The following is a 20296-nucleotide window of genomic DNA, read 5'->3' on the forward strand; positions in this document are numbered from 1 at the left end:
TGCTTAAAACTATTAGAAGAGTGAACACAATGTTCAATCTTAACGTTTACAGTTGGAGTTACATGATGAGAGTTAAATACCCTCGCACCCCGCATTTACCTTGGTCACCGGGTGCAACAGATGATGATATACACCAAGGTAATTTAAGCTGCTTTGCAAATAAGCAAGTTGTTGTTACTGAAAAAATGGATGGCGAAAATACGACTATTTACAGTGACTTTGTACATGCTCGTTCGATTGATAGTCGTTTTCACCCATCAAGAACATGGGTAAAAGCGTTGCAAGCGGAGCTAGGCTACAAAATTCCGCAAGGATGGCGTATCTGTGGCGAAAACCTATATGCAAGGCATTCGATTAGCTATGAATCATTAGCTAGTTATTTTATGGCATTTTCGCTATGGAACGAAAACAACGAATGCTTAAGTTGGCAAGACAGCAAACAGTTTTTTGCACAATTAGGGCTGATCACTCCAAAAGAGTTGTATGTTGGCTTATGGTGCGAAAAAACAATAAAAGACATAGTATTGGATACTCAATACCAAGAAGGCTATGTGGTTAGGCTTGCTGATGGCTTTCATTATTCACAGTTCAAAGAAAGTGTCGCGAAGTGGGTGAGAAGCAACCATGTGATCACCGATAAGCATTGGATGCATGCTGACGTGATCCCTAATGGGTTAAGCACTAAAAATACAAACAAGGGAGGCTAAGATGAAAAAATTAGCCACTTGGTTAGACAGTTTAGCTTTAAATCATTCACCAGATTTTGCTGAGTGTGTAGAGTATTTGGGAGATGTGTTCCCTTTACTGTATCAGTTTGCTGACACTGAGCAAGACAGTATCTGGCATGCTGAAGGTGATGTTGCCATTCATACTGATATGGTGTTGAGTCAATTGTATGAAATACTAGTCAATGATGCTGAACATATAAAAGGCGCTCAAAGGCAGGTATTGATCTTATCTGCTTTATTGCATGATATTGCTAAGCCAATCACTACAAAACGCAAGCTGATAGAGGGAGTTGAACGTGTAGTTGCGCCAAAACATGAGGAGGCAGGTGCAAATTATTTAGCGACTAAGTTACTTGAGTTACCCCTTGGGTATAAAGCAATTAATAGCATTATTGGATTAGTGGGTTTTCATCAAATGCCAAAACGTTTGGTGATTAAAAATCAAAGTTACAGTGATTACCTGCACCTTTCTTTAAATGCCAACTTAGAGTTACTTTATTGGCTTGAATTAGCTGATATGAAAGGGCGAACATGCACAGATCTAGCGCAACAAATTGATTTGTTGGAGCAGTTTAAAATGTTTGCGCAAGAGTATAAATTGTGGGACGAGATTAAGGCAACCCACTCAATTTTAAAACCTATTCAGGTCAAATCTTCACGTGCAGAACAAGCGTATTTAAATGGCTATGCTATTCGTCAGCTGGCAAATGGTCAAATTAGTATGGTTGAAGAAGCCCTAGCGAAAAATTATCAAGGTGCTTTAGAGTACAGCCATCTTTATGTGATGTGTGGCATTAGCGGCAGTGGTAAATCTACTTGGATTGCACAAAACTTAACAGGATTTGAAGTTGTTTCATTAGATGATATTCGTGAAGAGCTTAATGGGAAAAGGCACTGCCAAAAAAATCGAGGGCAGATGTTACAGTTAGCTAAATCACGATTAAAAACGGCATTAGCAAATAAGCAAAATATTGTTTGGGATGCGACCAATTTTCGTAAAGACTTTAGACAAATTATTTGTGATCTTGGGCTAAATTACGGCGCTTTAATTACGATTGTTGCTCTGCAAGTTAAAGAAAGCACACTACGTAGTCAAAACAAAAGTAGAAAGCATAATGTGGGTGATGACGTTATTACTAGTCAGTTAAATAAGTTTGAGTGGCCTTCAGTTACTGAAGGTCACAGAATGCTTATTATTGGCGGAAAAGGAGTAATTTTGTCTGAATACGGCTCCTTTTTTTATTAAATTAATTTATTGAATAAAGTAGGCTGGAAATACTAGCCTACTTATTTATAGTGATGACATTTTCTCGTCTTTTTAATTTTAAGTTATAGTTTTTTAGCTTTTTACCATTAGAGGAGATAGTGATGTAACCTTGAAGTTCACATGTGTCATAAGCACTATTATCAATTGAAGATAAAATATCAGCAGTAGCATATATCGATGCTGTATTTTTAGTGACGAAGTCTAGTTTATTCAGTTCAACTCCATCACACCAAAGATCCCTAGTTTTAGGGTTAATTGAAAGATAACTTCCTAAAAACCATTCTATATCCGATGGTAAAAATCCAAGGCTAGTAGAATCAGTTAAGCCTTTTTCAATAACGTAAAGCCCAGCGGCTATTATTCTTTCGTGACGTCTTACATCGTTTTTTAATATGCGTTGGCAAGTAAATCTACGCTGTAAACTTTTTGAACAATACTTCAAAAACTCTACGTTGGGATCCGGCTCTAAAGTAGTTTCACGAACAACTTTATCCTCTAAAATAACCTCTAATTTAAGATCCGAAACGGTGTATTGTTTATAACCATTGTATTCACTATCTAATATTACTTTTGGCAATAGCCCAACAAGCTTTTCCTCTGGTAACCCAATAAGCGGCTCACCATAAATACAAAAGTCGCTAGATGTGATTTTTATACGATTTAGCCTAAATTCATAGAATGAATCGAATTCAAGCTGTAAACCTAGTGTGTCATAACACCAAACTTCATGTATGGAATCATCTTCTTTAGCAGTCTGTTTTTTTGTTTGTTTTGGTTTACCAATAATTGATTGAACGTCTATTTGACTCATACCGAAAGTAATATTGCCAATACCGAATAAAGGATAAATTTTCATTTTAATTTAGCTAGGTGCTAAAGAAAGTTTTTTAAGATAAACCAATTTACCATTTAACTTTTTATTATCAATAGAAATTACGATTTAGACATTGCTAGGGTTTTCTATGGGCCCGTTTATATTTAGCTTGATATTCGCGGCGCTGCTTTGTGATTTCATAAAGAACTATGCCGGTAGTCGTTGCTAAATTTAGGCTCTCAATCATACCGAACATGGGAATTGAAATACAAAACTCACTGTTATCTACAACTGTATCACTTACACCTCGTGATTCGTTACCAAACCATACAGCTAACTTCGGTTGAGTATAATCCGCCTCATGAAGGATTTGATTTAGTTTACCCTTAATGTGTGGAGAGGTTATTACTGATACAAACCTATTTTTTTGCAGATGCGCAAAGCATTCTTCTGTACTATTAAAGCGTTTAACAAAAGTCCACTTTGAAGCTGAGACAGAGATTCTGGATAGTGATTTTCGCCCTCTTAATTCTTCCCAGTCATCAGACAAAGAATGTCGAGAATCAACAACATAAATCTTTTCAACACCAAGCGCATTTGCATTACGAATGACTGCGCCTATATTTTTAATATCCATAGGATTTTCTAGAACCGCGATTAAATTTTTACATTGGTATGCTTTAATTTCATCTGCTCTTTGGCGAATAGTACTCTTTGAATCATTCATATCTCAGTTCTCCTAAATGAGTCTAATGTTTATTTACTTTGAGTAATACTTAGTTGGACTCAAGCACTTCAACAAAAAATTGATTTAATTCTTCAAAATCGACGTCTCTTGTTTCAAATTTTGATGTGTAGTTTTCGTGTCTCGCTAGTTCTGACTCAATAAACTCATTAATCACTGGCACACTTTTAATATACTCTTTCTCTAAACTGACGCGTTTTGATGCCAGCAGTGCCGATATTGCCTGATTAAGCTGGGTATTGTCCGCTACTAACTTACGTAAAGTATCGAATTCGATAGGTGCCGGCTCGTTATATTTTTCAAGCCACATAATTGCTAATAAAGGCCTTAAAACATAGAAATACTTTTTCAGGGGGACTTGCTCTTTTTTAAGATATTCACGGAAATTGCCTTTAGCCATATGCAAGTAGTGATAAATTCCTCGTGTTGATGACGCGATAAGTGGCAGTAATTCGCGCGCTTTTGTTGCAAAGTGGTGGTCATCTACATACACAATGGGTGATTGTAGCCACTCGATAAACGCGGGGTTAGATTTATAAAATAATTTTAGGGCTTTGCGAATATCCCAGCCGTTTATATCTATTTCATCGACGATTGGGTATTCAATCACGTCGCGTTTATCTTCAAGGTTTACTGCTAAATACCAGTCTGTTGGGTGCGCGTAAATAAATCGCACGTCGTAATCGCTGTTAGGAGATTCAAACCCCCACGCTCTGCTACCTGACTCTATCGCGTAAAGTACCTTAACATTGTGCTCAGCTTCTGCGGCTTTTATTCTGCGTAGTATTTCAGTGTGAATATCTTTGTTGATGCGCTGATCTACCGTATTTTCTTGGTTATTTATTTTCATGGTGTAACTCTTTATTTTTTAATTCGGTTAGGCAATCGCGTAAACAATTTATTTCCGCTTCTCGCATTGCTGCACCAATTAGCGGGCCGCTTTTACCTCTTGAAATTGCTTGTTGTACTATGGCTTTTCTGTCGAGTTGCTTTAATGCATTTAATAGTGACTGCGCTAATTGGAATTGTGGATAGTCTTTATTTACAAAGTCTTCGCCCCTACCTTGCGCATCACATAAACACGCTTGAAGAAACTGTAAAAAACGGTGTGGATGTTCAAGCGCATTCATTTTTTCAACAATGAGTTTGTGTACTTTTTTAGGTGTTAGCTCAAATAATGTGTGACAGCGGGTGTGGTTATCACTTGTTAAAACTGCCAGCGCTTTTAATTTATTCGGTACTTTTAAGCGTTCGCAAAATTCATTAATTACCTTAATACCTCTTTGCTCATGACCAAGTAAATTCCCATACTGCTGATAGCAATAGGCTTTGCCAAAGTCGTGGGTGAGGGCGGCAAAGCGTGTTTCAATATCAAAACCTAAATCAGCAGCTCGCTTTAGTACCAGCATGGTGTGAATGTAAACATCCCCTTCAGGGTGGTGGTTTTTAGGTTGAGGGATACCTTGCATCGCTTCAATTTCAGGAAATAGCCCTAAACCATTAAGCGCTTGAAAAAATAACTGCGGGTGTTTCTCGCTCAATGCTTTTTCGGTCTCATTCCATACACGTTCGGGTACTAAGTGCGCAAGTTCGCCGCTTTCTTTTAGTTTGTTCATAAGCGCTTGAGTGTCTGGGTGTATTGACCATTGCTCACCAAAACGGGCAAGAAAACGTGCAATCCGTAACACGCGTACGGGATCCTCTGCAAAAGCGGCGGTAGTGTGCCTGAGTATTTTGTTTTTTAAATCAGCTTGGCCATTAAAAGGATCGATAATATTGCCTTGATCATCCATCGCCATTGAATTAATGGTTAAATCCCGCCGAGCTAAATCTTCTTCTAAAGTCACCGAAGTGCTGGCATCCACTGTAAAGCCAGTATAGCCTTTGCCATTTTTTCGTTCAGTACGGGCTAATGCGTATTCGTCTTTGGTTTTTGGGTGCAAAAAAACCGGGAAATCACTGCCAACAGGCTGATAATCTAATGCGATTAAGGTGGCAGGTGTCTCGCCTACTACAACATAATCTTTGTCTTTTGACTGATGGCCTAGTAATGAGTCTCTCACTGCTCCGCCGACTAAGTAGACTTTTTTAAGTTTATTATTCATTACTTTACCGCTGTATTTTTAATCCTGCTTAAGTGTCTTGTGCTAGTGAAACATGCCACAGGCACTGTGTTAATTGCTTTAACTGTATCTCTTTTCCTAATATGTGTTTAATAACATTTATATTCGTTATTGTATGCAAGCTAGGTTTAGTTGTTGTAAAGCTGCCGCTTCCTGCCAGTGCAATGGGGAGTAATAGTTGGTCGGCTAAATACTCTTCAACTGCCGCCTGAGATTGAATAAATACATTGACTCTGCCTGCTGCGCGTTTTGCTACATTTTGTGCTGATAATCCTTTTTCTCCCCTGACCTCAAAAACAGAACGATGCGTTTCACTATCAATACCTAATTGAAAACTGTTACCCGGGCCTGGGGTGATCACGTTTTGCACAAGGCTTGGTGAATCGTGCCAATTGAGGACTTTTTTAGCTGTGTTAATTTCGCGCTGCCCTATGCTTGATGGCAGTGAGCTTACTAGTGCCGTTAGAGAGCAATTATTCGTTTGTTTAGCAAATTGAGCACCAGCAGTAGTTAACTTAATTGGCTTAAGCTTTGTTGTTGGTTGAACGCTTATTTGCCACTTTCCACCGCCTGCAGGATAAAACCCGAGTGCTGTTGTTTTAATCTGGCAATCAACACCCATGCGTTTTAGTATGGGCAAAAATGACTGTTCTAAAAAGCACAAAGAAGGTGACATTCCATTATGTGTGCCGCCTTCAAATGTGACGGTTGAGCAGTTTGGTGCCAGTGCCAATACAGGTAAAATTGTTTGGCATACCAATACGGTGCTGCCTGCGCTACCAATGGCAAAATTAAAGTTACCGGCTTTTATTTTGCCCGGCGAAAAGCGAATATGCGTTGAGCCAAGTTCAACGCCTTCAATACTGGCACCACAAATCTCTTGTGCCGCTAAAACACATGTCAGGTGTTGACGTAATAGCCCTGTTTTGTTTCTACCTGCTCTAATATTGTAAAGTTCAATATTTTGCTGGGTCAAAATAGAGAGTGTTAGGGCGGTTCTTAATACTTGGCCGCCGCCTTCACCTTGTGAGCCATCTATTTTTATAAATTGTGTGGTCATATAATTATCTTTATCCTTTTACACAAACTATTTGTTTTAAGGTATAAACCACCTCAACTAAGTCTTTTTGTGCTGTCATTACTTTTTCAATATCTTTGTATGCATGAGGGATCTCATCAATAACTGCTGCATCTTTTCTGCACTCTACGCCTTGTGTGGCGGCAATTTGATCTTCAACGCTGTACACCTTCTTGGCTTTTGTTCTAGACATAACCCGGCCTGCACCATGGCTACAGCTATTAAAGCTTTCAGGGTTTCCTAAACCACGAACAATAAAAGATCGTGCGCCCATATTGCCTGGAATAATGCCCATTTCCCCTTTTTCAGCTCTTACTGCCCCTTTACGTGTTACAAAGCAGTCTTTACCAAAGTGATGCTCACGGGAAATATAATTATGGTGGCAATTTACTGCAAGTTCATGGGTTGAGAACGCTACAGGTATTTGCTTACGTAATGCCGCTATGGCATTAAACATCATAATTTCGCGGTTTTTGGCGGCAAAGTCTTGTGCCCATTCAACCGCTTCAACGTAATCATCAAAAAAGTCACTGCCTTCTTCAAGATAGGCTAAATCCATATCGGGTAGATTGACTTGATGGCGCTGCATTTCTTTTTTAGCTAACTCAATAAAATATGTACCAATGCGGTTACCCACGCCACGGCTGCCAGAGTGCAGCATGATCCATACAGTATCGTGCTCATCTAAACACAGTTCTAAAAAATGATTGCCTGTTCCCATGGTGCCTAAGTGATGAACGTTGTTGCTTTTTTTTATTGCTGGATGTTTTTCACAAATAAGTTCAAACCGCGCCTGTAACTTTAGCCACTCACCCGCAACTATATCGGGTATGTTATGCCATGCACCTCTATCTGCTTTGCCTCTATTGCTAGTTCTGCCATGCGGGACTGCTGACTCAAAAGCATGTCTAATCGCCAACAAGTTATCAGGTAGTTGGCTTGCTGTTAAAGTTGTTTTAGTGGCGACCATTCCACAGCCAATATCAACACCCACTGCGGCGGGAATAACCGCATTTACTGATGGTATAACACTGCCAATGGTTGCACCTTTACCTAAATGCACGTCTGGCATCACCGCAATATGTGAATGCACTAAGGGCATACGTGCAATATTGTTGAGTTGCTGTTGGGCTTGCTCTTCAAACAGCACGCCTTTGGTCCACGCTTTAATTGGTACACTACCTTGGTTTTCGATTACGTTATAATTTTTACACATTCGTTTTTTCCTCAATTCTTTTCATTATTACTTTTGCGTAACGCTTTCTGGTTAGGCTATTTTTACTGCGCCGTTCATTAATCCTTCTAATCCACCGTACACGGTCAGATTGTTTATTCGTTCGGCGACTTTTTCTAATGCTTCCAGCTCTTTTAAACGCATTAGTGTTGGGTTGTTTTCAATCATTTTTGCAGTGTTATGTAAGCTTCTGGTTGCTGACGTTTCTTCGCGTCTTTTAATTACATTGGCTTCTGCTGCTTTTTGCGCTTCAACTACTTGGTTTAATATTATTTTCATTTCACCTGGCAAAATAATGTCTTTTACCCCGACATTCTCTAGGGTGATACCAATGTCTGTTAAAGACTGTGCAACCAGCTCTTTTACCGTTTCATTTACGTACAACTTATCCAAAAGGATATCATCGAGCGATTTTGTGCCAACGGCTTCACGTAATGCTAACTGCAACGCTTTGTAGACAAAGTCATTCACGTTATCAACGCTTCGTGCTGCAAGCTGAGCGTCATGTACTTTAATATTGGCACTCAAATTAATGCGTAAGCTTACGCGGTCTTTACTGAGGATCTCTTGTCCTGAGATCTCGAGTAACTGCGTTCTGCAATCAAAGGTTTTTAATTCAATCTCATGATTAAATTGCCAAAAACCGTAATGACCAGGTGTTAGTTGTTTTAATAGCTGACCATTTACATACAGTAAACCAATGTGCTCTTTTGCTATGTTTAAATCCGCAATAGGTTTAACTGCAACAGTACGCTCACTTTTAATTAAACGTGACGCTGTATTTGCGCCAGCACGGTTAATTAAAAAAAGCGTTTTATCATCTAGGGCTATTTCTTCGTCGATAGATACTTTCTCTAGTCGAATATCACCCGCGTCTTGCCACAGATATAATTGTTCGCTAGGTGCGACGATCCCTTCAAGTAGGTCATTAACGTATAACAGGCCCACTTCCGTATTACTTAGCTTACAGTGAAAAATATGTTCACTTAGCTGTGGATTATTTCGATACAGCCTTTCAGCATTTTGTTCTGAAAAGTACAGCGTGTTTATATCAAAATAAACAAACGATAATTCATTTTTAAAATCCCAACGTTTATGTTTTCCAGGTGTGAGTACATCTATTAGTTGTTGATTTTTGTACACTAGCACTCTTTGGTTTTCAGTGATCTCGACTATTTTTTGAAATAATTTTTTGCTTAACATTTTAAATTCCTTATTGTTTTTACTCCCCTTAAATTAAGGGGTTAGTAAGAGTTAAATACTTGTTTAATAAAGGCCCAAAACTGCATAGCGATGGGGAGCGTCCAGCTTGCCACCGTTCATTCGTCTGAGGCGTTTATCAAGCATTGGTAATAACGACTTACTAACGTCTTTATATGTATGTTTAAGATGGGATTCGAACCCAAGGCAGACGGCGAACCGCTGCTCCACCAATTTAACTTTTCAATATTGTTTGATTAGGAATACGCGGCAACAGTGTTGAGCGCACCAGAGTGACTTTTTGAATCACACCTAATTAATCAGACTCCTAGGTAATTACAAGTCATGTGCCAGTTTTGTTTAAATATTTTTATTTGTTTTTAAATTGTTGTTTTTAAGGCTTAAATTAACTAAATTTGTGTATTTCTAGCTGTTGCGCTTGATAGATCTTTCGTTATTTTGTATTGTTTTGTGTAGTGTTTTTATCCATATGGATACGGTTGTGAAAGATACAGTAGTCGTTAGCTTAATTGGTACGCAGTTAGATTATGTCGGTAAGAGAGTCGATCGATGGGCTAAGTGGCGGCCTAATATAAGTTTATGTAGTCAAGATAATCTAATCGTTAACCAGCTACATATGCTGCATGACAATCACAGTAGTCGCCTTGCTAATAATGTTGCAGTGGATATTGAGTCTGTCTCTCCTGAAACTAATGTGCAGTTGCACCAGCTTAATTTTAGCGATCCGTGGGACTTTGAAGAAGTGTATGCCAAGCTCTTTGATTGGTGTTCACACTACACTTTTGATACTGATAAAAACGATTACTTATTTCATATCACAACGGGTACGCATGTTGTGCAAATATGCAGTTACTTGCTTACAGAAAGCCGGCACTTTCCAGGGCGTTTGATTCAAACATCACCAGATCATAATAACAATAATAAATCGATAGGGCGTATACAGATCATCGATTTGGATTTATCTAAGTATGATCAATTAGCTACGCGGTTTGATATTGAGCATCAGCAAGGTAAGGAGTTTTTAAAAGGCGGTATAGAAACTAAAAATATTTTCTTTAATCAACTGATCACACAAATAGAAAAAGTAGCAATTCGCTCACACGATCCCATGCTTTTAACTGGGCCTACTGGGGCGGGTAAGAGCCAGCTTGCAACCCGTATATTTCAATTAAAGAAAAAGCGTTCAATGCTAAAAGGCACGTTGGTTTCTGTAAATTGTGCCACTTTAAAAGGCGAGAATGCCATGGCTGCGTTATTTGGCCATACGAAAGGGGCTTTTACGGGGGCCCAGCAAGCAAGAGATGGTTTTTTATTGAGCGCTCATGATGGCGTGTTATTTTTAGATGAAATAGGCGAGCTGGGTTTAGAAGAGCAAGCAATGCTGCTGCATGCACTTGAAAATAAAGTTTTTCACCCAGTTGGTAGCGATACACCTGTTCAAAGCAATTTTCAGTTAATTGCAGGTACCAATAGAGATTTAAAAAAAGAGATAGCTCAAGGTCATTTTAGAAGTGACTTGTTTGCTCGTATTAACCTGTGGGCATACGAATTACCAGCACTGAAAGATCGAAAAGAAGATATTCCAGCAAATATTGATTACGAAGTTGATCTCTATACTAAAAAAATGGGGGATCGCGTGCAATTTAATAAAGAAGCTAAAAATGCCTTCATTGGTTTTGCCACTTCAAACGAGGCATTATGGACTGGCAACTTTCGTGATTTGAGCTCTGCAATTACAAGATTATGCACATTGGCTGATTCTTCACGTATCACAGTAGAAGATGTTAAAGATGAAATAGATCGCTTAAAGCAAGCTTGGTATCCGCAAAATCAAAAGTTAGCGTCGACTGTCCTTTGTGATTATCTTGAAAATACTCAGATAGAAGAGTTAGATAACTTTGATATTAATCAGCTTAGCCACGTACTTACTACCTGCCAGCGTCACAATAGTATGGCATCAGCTGGCAGGGAGTTATTTAACGTAAGTCGCACGCTTAAGTCTCAAGCTAACGACTCTAGTCGCTTGCAAAAATATTTGAATAAATTTGGTTTGAAGTGGAGTGATATCTCCTCTAACTCAAAATATAGTTAAAAACTATGGGTATGTAATGAGTTAACGGATATCAACAACGTTAAATATCCAGAGAGTTGTAATAGCTTAACTCTTTAATTATACCTTTTACGGCTACTATTTAAGCAGTTGGCTTATTGATTGTTAAAATAAAGGTTTTTGCTAGTGACAAGCCAGTAAAAACTTTTTATACTGCAACCCGCTTTAGTCGCTTAGGTGGTTAAACGCTTCAAAAATTTAGCTTTGTTTTTTAAAAAACATAAGCTAATACAAAATGGCCCCTTAGCTCAGTTGGTTAGAGCACACGACTCATAATCGTTAGGTCCCCAGTTCAAGTCTGGGAGGGGCCACCACTTTTAAAAGCTTTCCAAGTAAATAACTACTAACCGAAATTACCCTGTGCTACCTCTGTGCTACTTTTTACTATAAATCAATTATTAAAAATAGTCCTATCATATTAATTGATATTGCAATTAATATCTTTAAAGTAAGCATTTGGTCTCTTTTTAATAGAGCTAACTAAAAAGGATTCATTGCAGTCATTATTTTATTGGCTGTTAAAGCATATGAGGCAATATATGGATAATGGCTATACCCTACTGATTTCTATACTAAGTGGTTTATTTGGAGCCCTAATATCAGCTTTCTTGAGTTTTAAAGTTAGAGTTATAGCCCAAAATAAAATAAAAAAGGACTTAGAACATCGTATTGCTTATGTCTATGTATCTCAGTTAAGTTTTTTGGTTGCTGCAAATGCATGGTTACAATCTTTTTTTGAGAAAATAGAAGCTCAAGTAGACACTCCGATCCCTGAAAATGAGTTTACTTTTTCACACGCGATATCAATTATTTTTGAAGATATGATTAGAGAAAACAATAGTCATTCATACGAAAATATAGTTGGTTTTGAGGGATTAGTAGAGCTTCATATTGACAGCCTAACAAAGACTTATCTGACATTTGAACAACAAGCTGAACTCCCGAAAGATGCTCTTATCTTTTACCAACGTTATGAGAAGAAGCTAAAAAATGTTGTTGTAATTATTAAGCAATTTAGCTCGTACCTTTCAGATAAAGAGCAGTTCTTAAAGCTTGATGCCATTCAAATTTATCAAGCAATCGAAAATATTAAACTATTTCTTGATTCAGCAGGGTTGCTGCGTACAGCAATGATTAAGTTCGGGAAAATAAATCAAGCTGAAGCTAACTCAATGCTTGAGCAACAATTACAAACTATTGAAAAAGATATTTTAGTAGCAGGTAAAAATAAGGTGCAACTATCAAAAGCAAGAGAATTTTTAATTAGAGAAGGGGCAATTAAAAAGTGAAAGATATCAAGCCCAAGTTAATGTTACCTTGAAATCAATGTTTTATGTTGTCCATAAAAACTCTATTGATTATAAAGAGCGGCTGGTAAGTAGCGACTGAATATGCACACGATTGAACTTTTACAGTATTTTTGGAGATAACATGACATTGTTTTGGGCTGCTATTAGTGCGGTTTTAGTTTTTTATTTTAGGGAGTCAATAAAAGTTGCACATCAACAGCGAAATATAACATCAAAACTTGATGCTTATTTGGTTCACTGGTCTTTGAAAATAATAGAGGGTGATGACACTGTCTTTAAGTTATCTAGTGTAGGTTTAAGCTGGGCTGAAAGCATCAGAATTGTAATAGCATTGAAGAAGTATTAAAAATAAATGAAGAGTTCAAAGTAAAACTTCAGGAAATGAAAAGTGAGTTATTTTTAGAAGGTGTATTTGAAGAAGTGATCTCGAGTGCTAATCAGAAAGTGAAAAGCAGTGGGCTTAGCTTAGATCAAATCTCGAAAATGCTAACAGAGTATCGTCGTGATTTTATAGACGGAAAGTTGTACCCAAGCGATAATGACTTATCGGTACTCACTCCATCAACGGCTAGGTTAGCTATATCCTTAAAGCTTAATATAATATCTATACTTGAGGGGTTGGTGATATTATTGGTTAAGATTGAAAAAGCTCCAAATCAAATGGAATCAAAAGATGAATTATTTGATTTATATATTTGCTGGCTTAAAGTTGTTCGAGATAAGCACTTATTGATCAAGTCAAATCGAGAGCTACTGTCTGAAGGGGTATTTAGGATTGCCTGTAGTAACTTCATTTCTGGTTTATGAAGCTGGGCTCAAAAAACTGATCAATTAAGTGTTATTACGTATTACCTTAAATAAACCTCAGTAATTTCAGCCCTGAAGTGACCTAGCTCTTGTGATACAGTTTCGAGAGCTATTTGCCTACTAAGCCCCAAACCTTTAAGTTCATCCATTCTTTCTTGTGCGTAGCTATGTCTAAGGCCATGGGCACCATTAGAAAAAAATAGAGCGCGATTAGATGCTTTTGAAAATGAACATGACCATTTATGGCCTCCACCAATATTGTAGCGTTGCAAATAGTTAATTTCTCTATCACGAACCGTTATAGGCTGTGCTAAGCGCCTTTCTTCTAACTGTGTAGCTAATGCATTCGGTATTAGTACATCACGGATTAGGCCGCCTTTGCCTTTCACTGTATAAATACAACCTTCTCGACCAAGCCATTTGCAGTCTAGAGCTGGTCGCTTGTCTGCTTTACGCTCTGATACTCTGGCTATTGTTAAAAGTTCGTGTGATTTTTTTTGCCATTAAAAAAACGAGAAGAGCCCTAGGGTATATTCTGAATTTGAATCACTTGCGAATAACTACTTAAGTGACATAATGAATAGAGATGATTAAGGTTTTATATGGCACCAGAAGAACTAGAACGACAGGCAATAAGCTATGCTAAAAGTAATAGGACTCGTATAGCTCGCGAGTTAACAGACAAAAACCAGTTTCCTCCCGATACAAGGCCAGTTTCTGTTTTCATGGCTGGTTCGCCTGGTGCAGGTAAAACTGAAGCTTCAAAAGCCTTTTTGGAAGAAATTGGAGCTGATAATGTATTAAGGCTTGATCCTGATGAACTAAGAGAGCTTATACCTGGTTATACAGGTGATAACTCGTATTTATTTCATCGTGCTGTATCTTTTATTGTTGAGAGAACACTTGATCATGCGTTTAAAAACAAGCAGTCTTTTTTGTTAGATGGAACTTTGGCAAGTTATGATGTTGCAAAAAAGAATATTGAACGCTCTATCCGTAAGGAAAGGCAAGTACTAATTCTGTTTGTATATCAAAAACCAGAGCTGGCTTGGGAGTTCGTTGAGGCAAGAGAAAAGCTAGAGGGACGTAGAATTCTAGCTGATACCTTTATTGATCAGTTCTTTGCTTCTCAGGAGGTTATAAGGGAACTTAAGCTCAAGTTCGGTAGTCAAATTCAAGTGGATTTATTAGTTAAAAATAATAAGGGCAAAACACGTTTTTATCACGATAATGTTCAGGCAATAGAGCATCATTTAGATGAAAAATTCACTAGAGAAGATCTACAGAGCCTGATAGAATCACCATCCAGCTCAAAAAACGAGCTTTAGGAGTGTTTATGTTTTCAAATTTAATAAAGCCAAAGCCAACGCAAAACTCTAAGCTTTCAGATTTTGTGCTAGATTCTAGCTCAAGCGAGAAGAAGCGAGTTTATAGCCAAGTTATTGATCGCGCTATTACCTCTCAAGTGCAGCTTGTAAATAAAGCGTCTGCTATCCAAAAATAATTAGTAAAAAGTCCCGCAATGGGACTTTTTTAGTTTTGAGAGTGTTAGTTAGAAAGTAATTCTAAGCACTATAGTTAAACAATAAACCTGAGCTGGTGTTGCCTGCTGACGAGAATAAACTTCCCATCAAAGTTGATACGTTCTTTTTTACGCTAAGTTGGATTGAAACAAGTTCTTGATCTAACTCTTTTTGTAATTCAGCTTTTTGTGATTGTTGATCTGCTTTGGTAAGGCTGCTGTCAGCTTCAAGCGCGCGTATTTTTTCTTGTAGTTCTTTAATGTTTTTAATCATTTGTTGCTGTGTAGTTTCTACAGTCTCATCGTTGTCAGTTTTATTTTCAGCAGTGTTTTCATCGCTATTCTCCACTTCAGTGGAAGAAGTTAGTTTTTCTTTGTCATTTGTTTGCTGTGTGCCTGCTTGTGTTTGCTTTAAATAGTTTGGATCTGTAAGCAGTGATGAAGGTATATTTGTTAGATTCATTGCGTGTCCCGTGCGGCAAAAAGTTGACAAGTTATTTGGTTTAAAAAATAAATGCATTAAGCGTTCCATATTTGGGGGCTTGAAATATACTTTCTATTCTTCAAAGTGCAGCGTTAAGGAATATCTGCATAGTGAACTTGATTTTATATGCAATAGTTAAAGTAAGGTTGGCTTTCGCTTTTAACTCTACTACTATGAAAAAATAGACAAAAATGGGTTGTGCTGAATGAATGACAAACTAACTGAATGTGAAAAGGTATCGTGTAATGACTGTGCCGATTTAGAAGGCCTAGGCTTTGATTTTACTATGGCATTTCAACCAATTGTAAATTGTAAGACGCGCTCTATCTTTGGCTATGAAGCTCTAGTGCGAGGCATTAATAATGAGTCTGCATATTCTGTTATCGCAAAAGTAAATGAAGAAAATCGTTATACTTTTGATCAGTTCTGTCGAATAAAAGCGATTGCTTTAGCCGCTAAGTTAGGGGTTGATTCTATGCTTAGCATTAACTTTTTACCCAATGCTATTTATAAGCCTGAGCGGTGTATTCGTACCACCTTAGAAGCAGCTAAAAAATATAACTTTCCGACGCAACGAATTATGTTTGAGTTTACTGAAGTTGAGAAAATAGAAGACAGTGCTCACATTAAGCGAGTGGTTGAATATTATCAATCTCTAGGCTTTACAACAGCTCTGGATGATTTTGGATCTGGTTACTCGGGCCTTAATTTATTAGCCGATTTTCAAACGGATATTATTAAGCTCGATATGGAGCTGATCCGAAATATCGATTCAGATAAAGTACGCCAATCAATAGTGACTCATAGCTTAAATATGCTTCGTGAATTAAATATCACCCCATTAGCAGAGGGGATTGAGACCCTTGCAGAATATACATGGTTAAAAGCCGCAGGTATTGAGTTAATGCAAGGGTATTTATTTGCTAAACCAGGCTTTGAGAGCTTGCCAGTAGTTGATTTTATTGACTATTGATTACTCTTTGGTAGTGCCAGCGATAACAGTGCTGCTAGGGCAATAAAGCAGCTTGAGATCCATAAGCAGGCTTCAAGTCCATATTGTTGATACACCCAGCCCGATAAAACAGTGCCTAGTAATCTCCCCATAGCATTGGCCATATAATAAAAGCCTACATCAAGTGACACGCCATCACTATCAGCAAGCCTTACAATTAAATAGCTATGCAATGATGAGTTAATCGCAAACACCGCACCAAATATCAGTAAACCGATAATAACGGATGCTTGTATATAAAAGTCAAAATGCAGAGCTAAGGCAATAATGGCCGGTATAGCTGTTAAGTAACTGGCCCATAAAAAAGCGCTACGGCCACAGGGCACCTGAACTGATTTTTTTCCTGTACTCATTATGTTTGTAATATGAGGCGCAAAAGACTGCACTATGCCATAGCCAATCACCCAGCTTGCCATAAAGCCGCCAACCCACCAATGATCCCAACCAAAGGTTGCGGCTAAAAATACAGGCAAGGCAACCACAAACCAGACATCTCTTGCGCCGAATAAAAACATTCGTGCGGCTGAGAGTACATTAATGGCTTTGCTTTTGGAGAACAGCTCACTAAATTTGGCTTTATTTTTAGCTTTGCCTAGGTCTTCTTTTAATGCGAATAAACTAAATAGCCAAACCATAGTGAGCATGCAGATCATGATTAGCATTGCGCCATGAAACTCTAGCAAAGTCAGCAGTACGCCACCTAAAAAGAAGCCAACACCTTTTAACGCATTTTTAGAACCCGTTAAAATAGCCACCCATTTGAAAAGCTGGCCTTGCGCGTCTTTTGGTACTAGTAACTTAATAGCGCTTTTGGCGCTCATTTTATTCAGATCTTTTGCGATCCCTGAAAGCGCCTGCGCAGCCATCACATAAATTACGGTGAGTGTATCTACAGGTGCCATAAGCATTGCCAAAGACACAATTTGTAATGCTAAGCCAATGTTCATGGTTTTATTCAGGCCGAATCGAGCTCCCAGCCATCCGCCCACTAAATTGGTGATCACACCAAAAATTTCATAAAACAAAAACAACATAGCAATACTAAGTGGGCTGTAACCTAATTGATAAAAATACAGCACCACGAGCATCCGCAATGCGCCATCAGTTAAAGTAAATGCCCAGTAATTACCGGTAATGATCAAATATTGTTTTATTTGTGGGGAGAGTGCTGTGAATCGATCCACGGTTAATTATTCCTTGTCAGCTAGACCAACTTTACGTACCAGTTCCGCAGTTCGGTTCGCGTAGCCCCATTCATTGTCGTACCACACATAAAGTTTTACTTGAGTGTCGTTGATCACCATGGTTGATAGCGCATCAATGATGCTGGAACGAGGATCGGTTTTGTAGTCAATAGATACCAGTGGGCGTTCTTCGTAGCCCATTATGCCTTTTAGTTCATTTTCAGCAGCATCCTTAAGTAATTTATTTACTTCAGCAACGGTAGTACCGCGCTCAAGTTCAAATACACAGTCAGTAATTGATGCGTTAGTTAGCGGTACGCGAATAGCATGGCCATTTAGTTTACCTTTTAACTCTGGAAAAATATGCGTTATAGCAGTAGCTGAACCAGTTGTAGTGGGGATCAAACTTGTGCCACATGAACGTGCACGGCGTAAGTCTTTATGCGGCGCATCAATAATTGTTTGGGTGTTGGTTATGTCATGAATGGTGGTGATTGAGCCATGCTTGATACCAATTTTTTCATGAATAACTTTTACTACTGGTGCTAAGCAGTTAGTTGTGCATGATGCAGCGGTAATGATTGGGTAAATCTCTTTATTATAAAGGTGGTCGTTTACACCTATTACTACATTTAAAATACCCTCTTCTTTTACTGGTGCTGTAACAACAACGCGTTTTACACCTTGATCTAGGTAAGCTTGCAGTAGTGCCTTGGTTTTAATTTTACCCGACGCTTCAATAACGACATCACAGTTAGACCAATCAGTCTGTTCTGTTTTAGTGTTTTGCGTAAAAGCAATTGTTTTACCATTAATTATAATAGTATCTTCAGTATGACTTGCTTCGTGATGCCATTTACCGTGTACTGAATCAAACGTCATTAAATGAGCGAATGTTTCAGCATTACCGCCTGGATCGTTAATATGGACAATTTCTATATCATGCCAATCAAATGCTGCGCGCATTGATAATCGGCCCATACGGCCAAAACCATTTATACCTACTTTTACTGTCATAATTACATCCTGATTAATTGTTGGGTTGTAAGTGCGGTAAAGCTAGCGCTTCATTACGTTAGCCAATGTTAAATTGTGCTGTGTTTATTAAAGTTATCGTTAACTGCAAAAGCTCACTTTATTAGGTCGTTTATGCATAGTCGCTAATCGCTTAAGGCTGTTGATGATCAGATGGAGATTACTTTCAGTGGTTGTACTAATAATCGTCTTGCTCCATTGTGGCAATCTTGGATTAATTTGGTAAAACACCCATTGTCCGTGCTTTCTATCTGTAATGATGCCGGCTTTCTTTAATACGGCTAAGTTACGCGATACCTTTGGTTGGCTTTGCTCTTGCAGTGCTACCATTAATTCGCAAACACATAACTCGCCATAGTAGTTGGTTAACATTAAAGTTTTTAATCGGATCTGATCAGTTAAGCATTTATAAAATATGCTTGGATCTATCGATAACTCGTTATCTTGACCTGAGATGGTACTACTACATAGTGGCACATACTGATGTGATTGCAGGTTATTAATATTACCGTGTACGTCAATAAACATATCCAGTCGTTTATCAAGTTCATAGAGGGTTACGACAAAGGGCTCTAAACCTACCATTACTGTTGGATCTGCAATATCCCACGCAAGTTGCAACAGTGCGCCTTTATAAGCTCTGCATTCATTGTTTGCTCTTTTACATAGCGTAATAACATAATCAAAAGTCTTATCTGTAAACTCAGCTATATGTTTTGCGCTGAGCTCAGTTATCGGCAAGTTAAACTTTTGCAAACAATTAATTGTTCTAGGATCAATATCTTTAGGAGCGATCCCAGCACTATAAACATCAAAAATCTCTCCCGCTTTATTTCGCAGTAATACTTCTGCCATTTGTGAACGGGCTGAATTCTCAGTGCACAGAAAGAGCACACTTTGCTTTGAGCTATTACTTTGGGACATGTAAATTAAATATTCTGACTGACAATATCCATTAAGTGTATATATGAAATTTCATATATACAATACTAGTGTTATTAATATCAACGTATATGAATGTGAAACCCTATTTTAGAAGGATTGAACAATAGCGATTATCTATTTTTTAGATGTGTTTTTAAGCATCTTGGCTAAAAAGCAAGCGTAAGGCATGTTTTTTATAGTTTTCTTTAAAAAACGCTTGCGTAAAATTCGCCGCGCCCTATAATGCGACCCCACTGAGACGGCAGACAGCAACGCTTAGCGAGGCAAGAGTTAATCAGTTAGTCGAGTAAAACTTAAGTTTAGATTTTTAATAAAGTTTAAAATTAAGTGTTGACAAAAAAATAGGAAAGCGTAATATGCGCATCCCTAGCGAGATAAAGTTTAACTTTAATCGCAACGTTCTTTAACAATATAAAGCAATCATCTGTGTGGGCACTCGTACAGATTGAGTTCTAACAGCCGAGCTTAACTTTCTTTTAGATAGCTAAGCAAGGCAAAAAATTTAGAGTCTCAATGTGATTTCTCGAAAGAGAAGCTGAGTGACCAACAGAGGTAACTTATTTATAAGTTGCTTCGGCACAGTCAATTCAATATCGAAAGATATTAAATAAATTCAGAATTCATTGAGCTGTCGAAAGACAAAAAACTTTTAATTGAAGAGTTTGATCATGGCTCAG

General features: G+C 38.0%; 20 protein-coding genes, 1 tRNA gene and 1 pseudogene. 10 read left to right on the plus strand and 12 right to left on the minus strand.

Annotated elements, in window-relative coordinates; all coding sequences use genetic code 11:
• Positions 1-62 precede the first annotated feature (62 nt).
• Positions 63-707, plus strand: a complete 645-nt coding sequence (locus tag H5186_RS06160; RefSeq protein ID WP_259399718.1) for an RNA ligase family protein — start codon at positions 63-65, stop codon at positions 705-707.
• A 1-nt stretch (position 708) separates the two neighbouring features.
• Positions 709-1974, plus strand: coding sequence for an AAA family ATPase (locus tag H5186_RS06165; protein ID WP_182794247.1), 1266 nt, complete (start codon positions 709-711; stop codon positions 1972-1974).
• Between the two features lie 37 nt (positions 1975-2011).
• Here H5186_RS06165 and H5186_RS06170 read toward each other — a convergent pair whose 3' ends face one another.
• From H5186_RS06170 to H5186_RS06200, 7 genes are all read right to left on the minus strand, one after another.
• Positions 2012-2851, minus strand: a complete 840-nt coding sequence (locus H5186_RS06170; RefSeq protein ID WP_064668610.1) for a hypothetical protein — start codon at positions 2849-2851, stop codon at positions 2012-2014.
• Positions 2852-2945: 94 nt separating this feature from the next.
• A complete protein-coding gene (locus H5186_RS06175; protein ID WP_149982672.1) occupies positions 2946-3536 on the minus strand; it encodes an RNA methyltransferase in 591 nt (196 codons plus the stop codon).
• A gap of 49 nt (positions 3537-3585) precedes the next feature.
• Entirely contained in the window at positions 3586-4404 is an 819-nt protein-coding gene (locus tag H5186_RS06180; RefSeq protein ID WP_182732045.1) for a nucleotidyltransferase domain-containing protein, read from the minus strand.
• Complete coding sequence (locus H5186_RS06185; protein ID WP_182785183.1) at positions 4391-5659, minus strand: multifunctional CCA addition/repair protein; 1269 nt, start codon at positions 5657-5659, stop codon at positions 4391-4393. The genes H5186_RS06180 and H5186_RS06185 overlap by 14 nt, the downstream gene beginning before the upstream one ends.
• A 28-nt stretch (positions 5660-5687) precedes the next feature.
• Positions 5688-6737, minus strand: coding sequence for an RNA 3'-terminal phosphate cyclase (gene rtcA / locus H5186_RS06190; protein WP_182719239.1), 1050 nt, complete (start codon positions 6735-6737; stop codon positions 5688-5690).
• Between the two features lie 10 nt (positions 6738-6747).
• Positions 6748-7971 carry an RtcB family protein gene (locus H5186_RS06195; RefSeq protein ID WP_182719238.1) on the minus strand — a complete coding sequence of 408 codons (1224 nt, stop codon included), beginning with the start codon at positions 7969-7971 and terminating at the stop codon, positions 6748-6750.
• A 51-nt stretch (positions 7972-8022) separates the two neighbouring features.
• Positions 8023-9192: a slipin family protein gene (locus H5186_RS06200; RefSeq protein WP_182719237.1), complete on the minus strand. Its 1170-nt coding sequence runs from the start codon at positions 9190-9192 to the stop codon at positions 8023-8025.
• 499 nt (positions 9193-9691) lie between these two features.
• Here H5186_RS06200 and rtcR point away from each other — a divergent pair, with 499 nt between their 5' ends.
• From rtcR to H5186_RS06225, 5 genes are all read left to right on the plus strand, one after another.
• A complete protein-coding gene (rtcR, locus tag H5186_RS06205; protein WP_310736624.1) occupies positions 9692-11302 on the plus strand; it encodes an RNA repair transcriptional activator RtcR in 1611 nt (536 codons plus the stop codon).
• Between the two features lie 255 nt (positions 11303-11557).
• Positions 11558-11634, plus strand: a tRNA-Ile gene (locus H5186_RS06210).
• Between the two features lie 225 nt (positions 11635-11859).
• Positions 11860-12609, plus strand: coding sequence for a hypothetical protein (locus tag H5186_RS06215; protein WP_182719235.1), 750 nt, complete (start codon positions 11860-11862; stop codon positions 12607-12609).
• A gap of 142 nt (positions 12610-12751) precedes the next feature.
• Complete coding sequence (locus H5186_RS06220) at positions 12752-12976, plus strand: hypothetical protein (RefSeq protein ID WP_182719234.1); 225 nt, start codon at positions 12752-12754, stop codon at positions 12974-12976.
• A gap of 35 nt (positions 12977-13011) precedes the next feature.
• Entirely contained in the window at positions 13012-13437 is a 426-nt protein-coding gene (locus H5186_RS06225) for a hypothetical protein (protein ID WP_182719233.1), read from the plus strand.
• Between the two features lie 41 nt (positions 13438-13478).
• On the opposite strand, the pseudogene H5186_RS06230 reads toward H5186_RS06225, so the two are convergent.
• Positions 13479-13931 (minus strand): annotated as a pseudogene (locus tag H5186_RS06230) (site-specific integrase); the annotation flags it as partial.
• 108 nt (positions 13932-14039) lie between these two features.
• Here H5186_RS06230 and H5186_RS06235 point away from each other — a divergent pair.
• On the plus strand, positions 14040-14765 hold the full coding sequence (locus H5186_RS06235) for a zeta toxin family protein (protein ID WP_182719232.1): 726 nt from the start codon (positions 14040-14042) through the stop codon (positions 14763-14765).
• An 8-nt stretch (positions 14766-14773) separates the two neighbouring features.
• Positions 14774-14941, plus strand: coding sequence for a hypothetical protein (locus tag H5186_RS06240; protein WP_182719231.1), 168 nt, complete (start codon positions 14774-14776; stop codon positions 14939-14941).
• 61 nt (positions 14942-15002) lie between these two features.
• On the opposite strand, the gene H5186_RS06245 is transcribed toward H5186_RS06240, so the two are convergent.
• Positions 15003-15422, minus strand: a complete 420-nt coding sequence (locus H5186_RS06245) for a hypothetical protein (RefSeq protein ID WP_182719230.1) — start codon at positions 15420-15422, stop codon at positions 15003-15005.
• Positions 15423-15648: 226 nt separating this feature from the next.
• On the opposite strand from H5186_RS06245, the gene H5186_RS06250 reads away from it, so the two are divergent.
• Positions 15649-16416 carry an EAL domain-containing protein gene (locus H5186_RS06250; RefSeq protein WP_064668622.1) on the plus strand — a complete coding sequence of 256 codons (768 nt, stop codon included), beginning with the start codon at positions 15649-15651 and terminating at the stop codon, positions 16414-16416.
• On the opposite strand, the gene arsJ is transcribed toward H5186_RS06250, so the two are convergent.
• From arsJ to H5186_RS06265, 3 genes are all read right to left on the minus strand, one after another.
• Positions 16410-17639, minus strand: a complete 1230-nt coding sequence (gene arsJ / locus H5186_RS06255; RefSeq protein ID WP_182719229.1) for an organoarsenical effux MFS transporter ArsJ — start codon at positions 17637-17639, stop codon at positions 16410-16412. The two genes, H5186_RS06250 and arsJ, sit on opposite strands and share 7 nt — an antisense overlap.
• A 6-nt stretch (positions 17640-17645) precedes the next feature.
• A complete protein-coding gene (locus H5186_RS06260) occupies positions 17646-18656 on the minus strand; it encodes an ArsJ-associated glyceraldehyde-3-phosphate dehydrogenase (RefSeq protein WP_145238745.1) in 1011 nt (336 codons plus the stop codon).
• Positions 18657-18755: 99 nt separating this feature from the next.
• Entirely contained in the window at positions 18756-19598 is an 843-nt protein-coding gene (locus tag H5186_RS06265) for a metalloregulator ArsR/SmtB family transcription factor (protein WP_182719228.1), read from the minus strand.
• Positions 19599-20296: the final 698 nt, after the last annotated feature.

The sequence above is a fragment of the Pseudoalteromonas sp. SG41-2 genome (assembly GCF_014164535.1).
Classification (GTDB): Bacteria; Pseudomonadota; Gammaproteobacteria; order Enterobacterales; family Alteromonadaceae; genus Pseudoalteromonas; species Pseudoalteromonas rhizosphaerae.

Coding starts and splice junctions, on each gene's coding strand:
- H5186_RS06160 (WP_259399718.1), top strand. CDS start 63: ATGATGAGAGTTAAATACCCTCGCACCCCGCATTTACCTTGGTCACCG.
- H5186_RS06165 (WP_182794247.1), top strand. CDS start 709: ATGAAAAAATTAGCCACTTGGTTAGACAGTTTAGCTTTAAATCATTCA.
- H5186_RS06170 (WP_064668610.1), bottom strand. CDS start 2,851: ATGAAAATTTATCCTTTATTCGGTATTGGCAATATTACTTTCGGTATG.
- H5186_RS06175 (WP_149982672.1), bottom strand. CDS start 3,536: ATGAATGATTCAAAGAGTACTATTCGCCAAAGAGCAGATGAAATTAAA.
- H5186_RS06180 (WP_182732045.1), bottom strand. CDS start 4,404: ATGAAAATAAATAACCAAGAAAATACGGTAGATCAGCGCATCAACAAA.
- H5186_RS06185 (WP_182785183.1), bottom strand. CDS start 5,659: ATGAATAATAAACTTAAAAAAGTCTACTTAGTCGGCGGAGCAGTGAGA.
- rtcA (WP_182719239.1), bottom strand. CDS start 6,737: ATGACCACACAATTTATAAAAATAGATGGCTCACAAGGTGAAGGCGGC.
- H5186_RS06195 (WP_182719238.1), bottom strand. CDS start 7,971: ATGTGTAAAAATTATAACGTAATCGAAAACCAAGGTAGTGTACCAATT.
- H5186_RS06200 (WP_182719237.1), bottom strand. CDS start 9,192: ATGTTAAGCAAAAAATTATTTCAAAAAATAGTCGAGATCACTGAAAAC.
- H5186_RS06215 (WP_182719235.1), top strand. CDS start 11,860: ATGGATAATGGCTATACCCTACTGATTTCTATACTAAGTGGTTTATTT.
- H5186_RS06220 (WP_182719234.1), top strand. CDS start 12,752: ATGACATTGTTTTGGGCTGCTATTAGTGCGGTTTTAGTTTTTTATTTT.
- H5186_RS06225 (WP_182719233.1), top strand. CDS start 13,012: ATGAAAAGTGAGTTATTTTTAGAAGGTGTATTTGAAGAAGTGATCTCG.
- H5186_RS06235 (WP_182719232.1), top strand. CDS start 14,040: ATGGCACCAGAAGAACTAGAACGACAGGCAATAAGCTATGCTAAAAGT.
- H5186_RS06240 (WP_182719231.1), top strand. CDS start 14,774: ATGTTTTCAAATTTAATAAAGCCAAAGCCAACGCAAAACTCTAAGCTT.
- H5186_RS06245 (WP_182719230.1), bottom strand. CDS start 15,422: ATGAATCTAACAAATATACCTTCATCACTGCTTACAGATCCAAACTAT.
- H5186_RS06250 (WP_064668622.1), top strand. CDS start 15,649: ATGAATGACAAACTAACTGAATGTGAAAAGGTATCGTGTAATGACTGT.
- H5186_RS06260 (WP_145238745.1), bottom strand. CDS start 18,656: ATGACAGTAAAAGTAGGTATAAATGGTTTTGGCCGTATGGGCCGATTA.
- H5186_RS06265 (WP_182719228.1), bottom strand. CDS start 19,598: ATGTCCCAAAGTAATAGCTCAAAGCAAAGTGTGCTCTTTCTGTGCACT.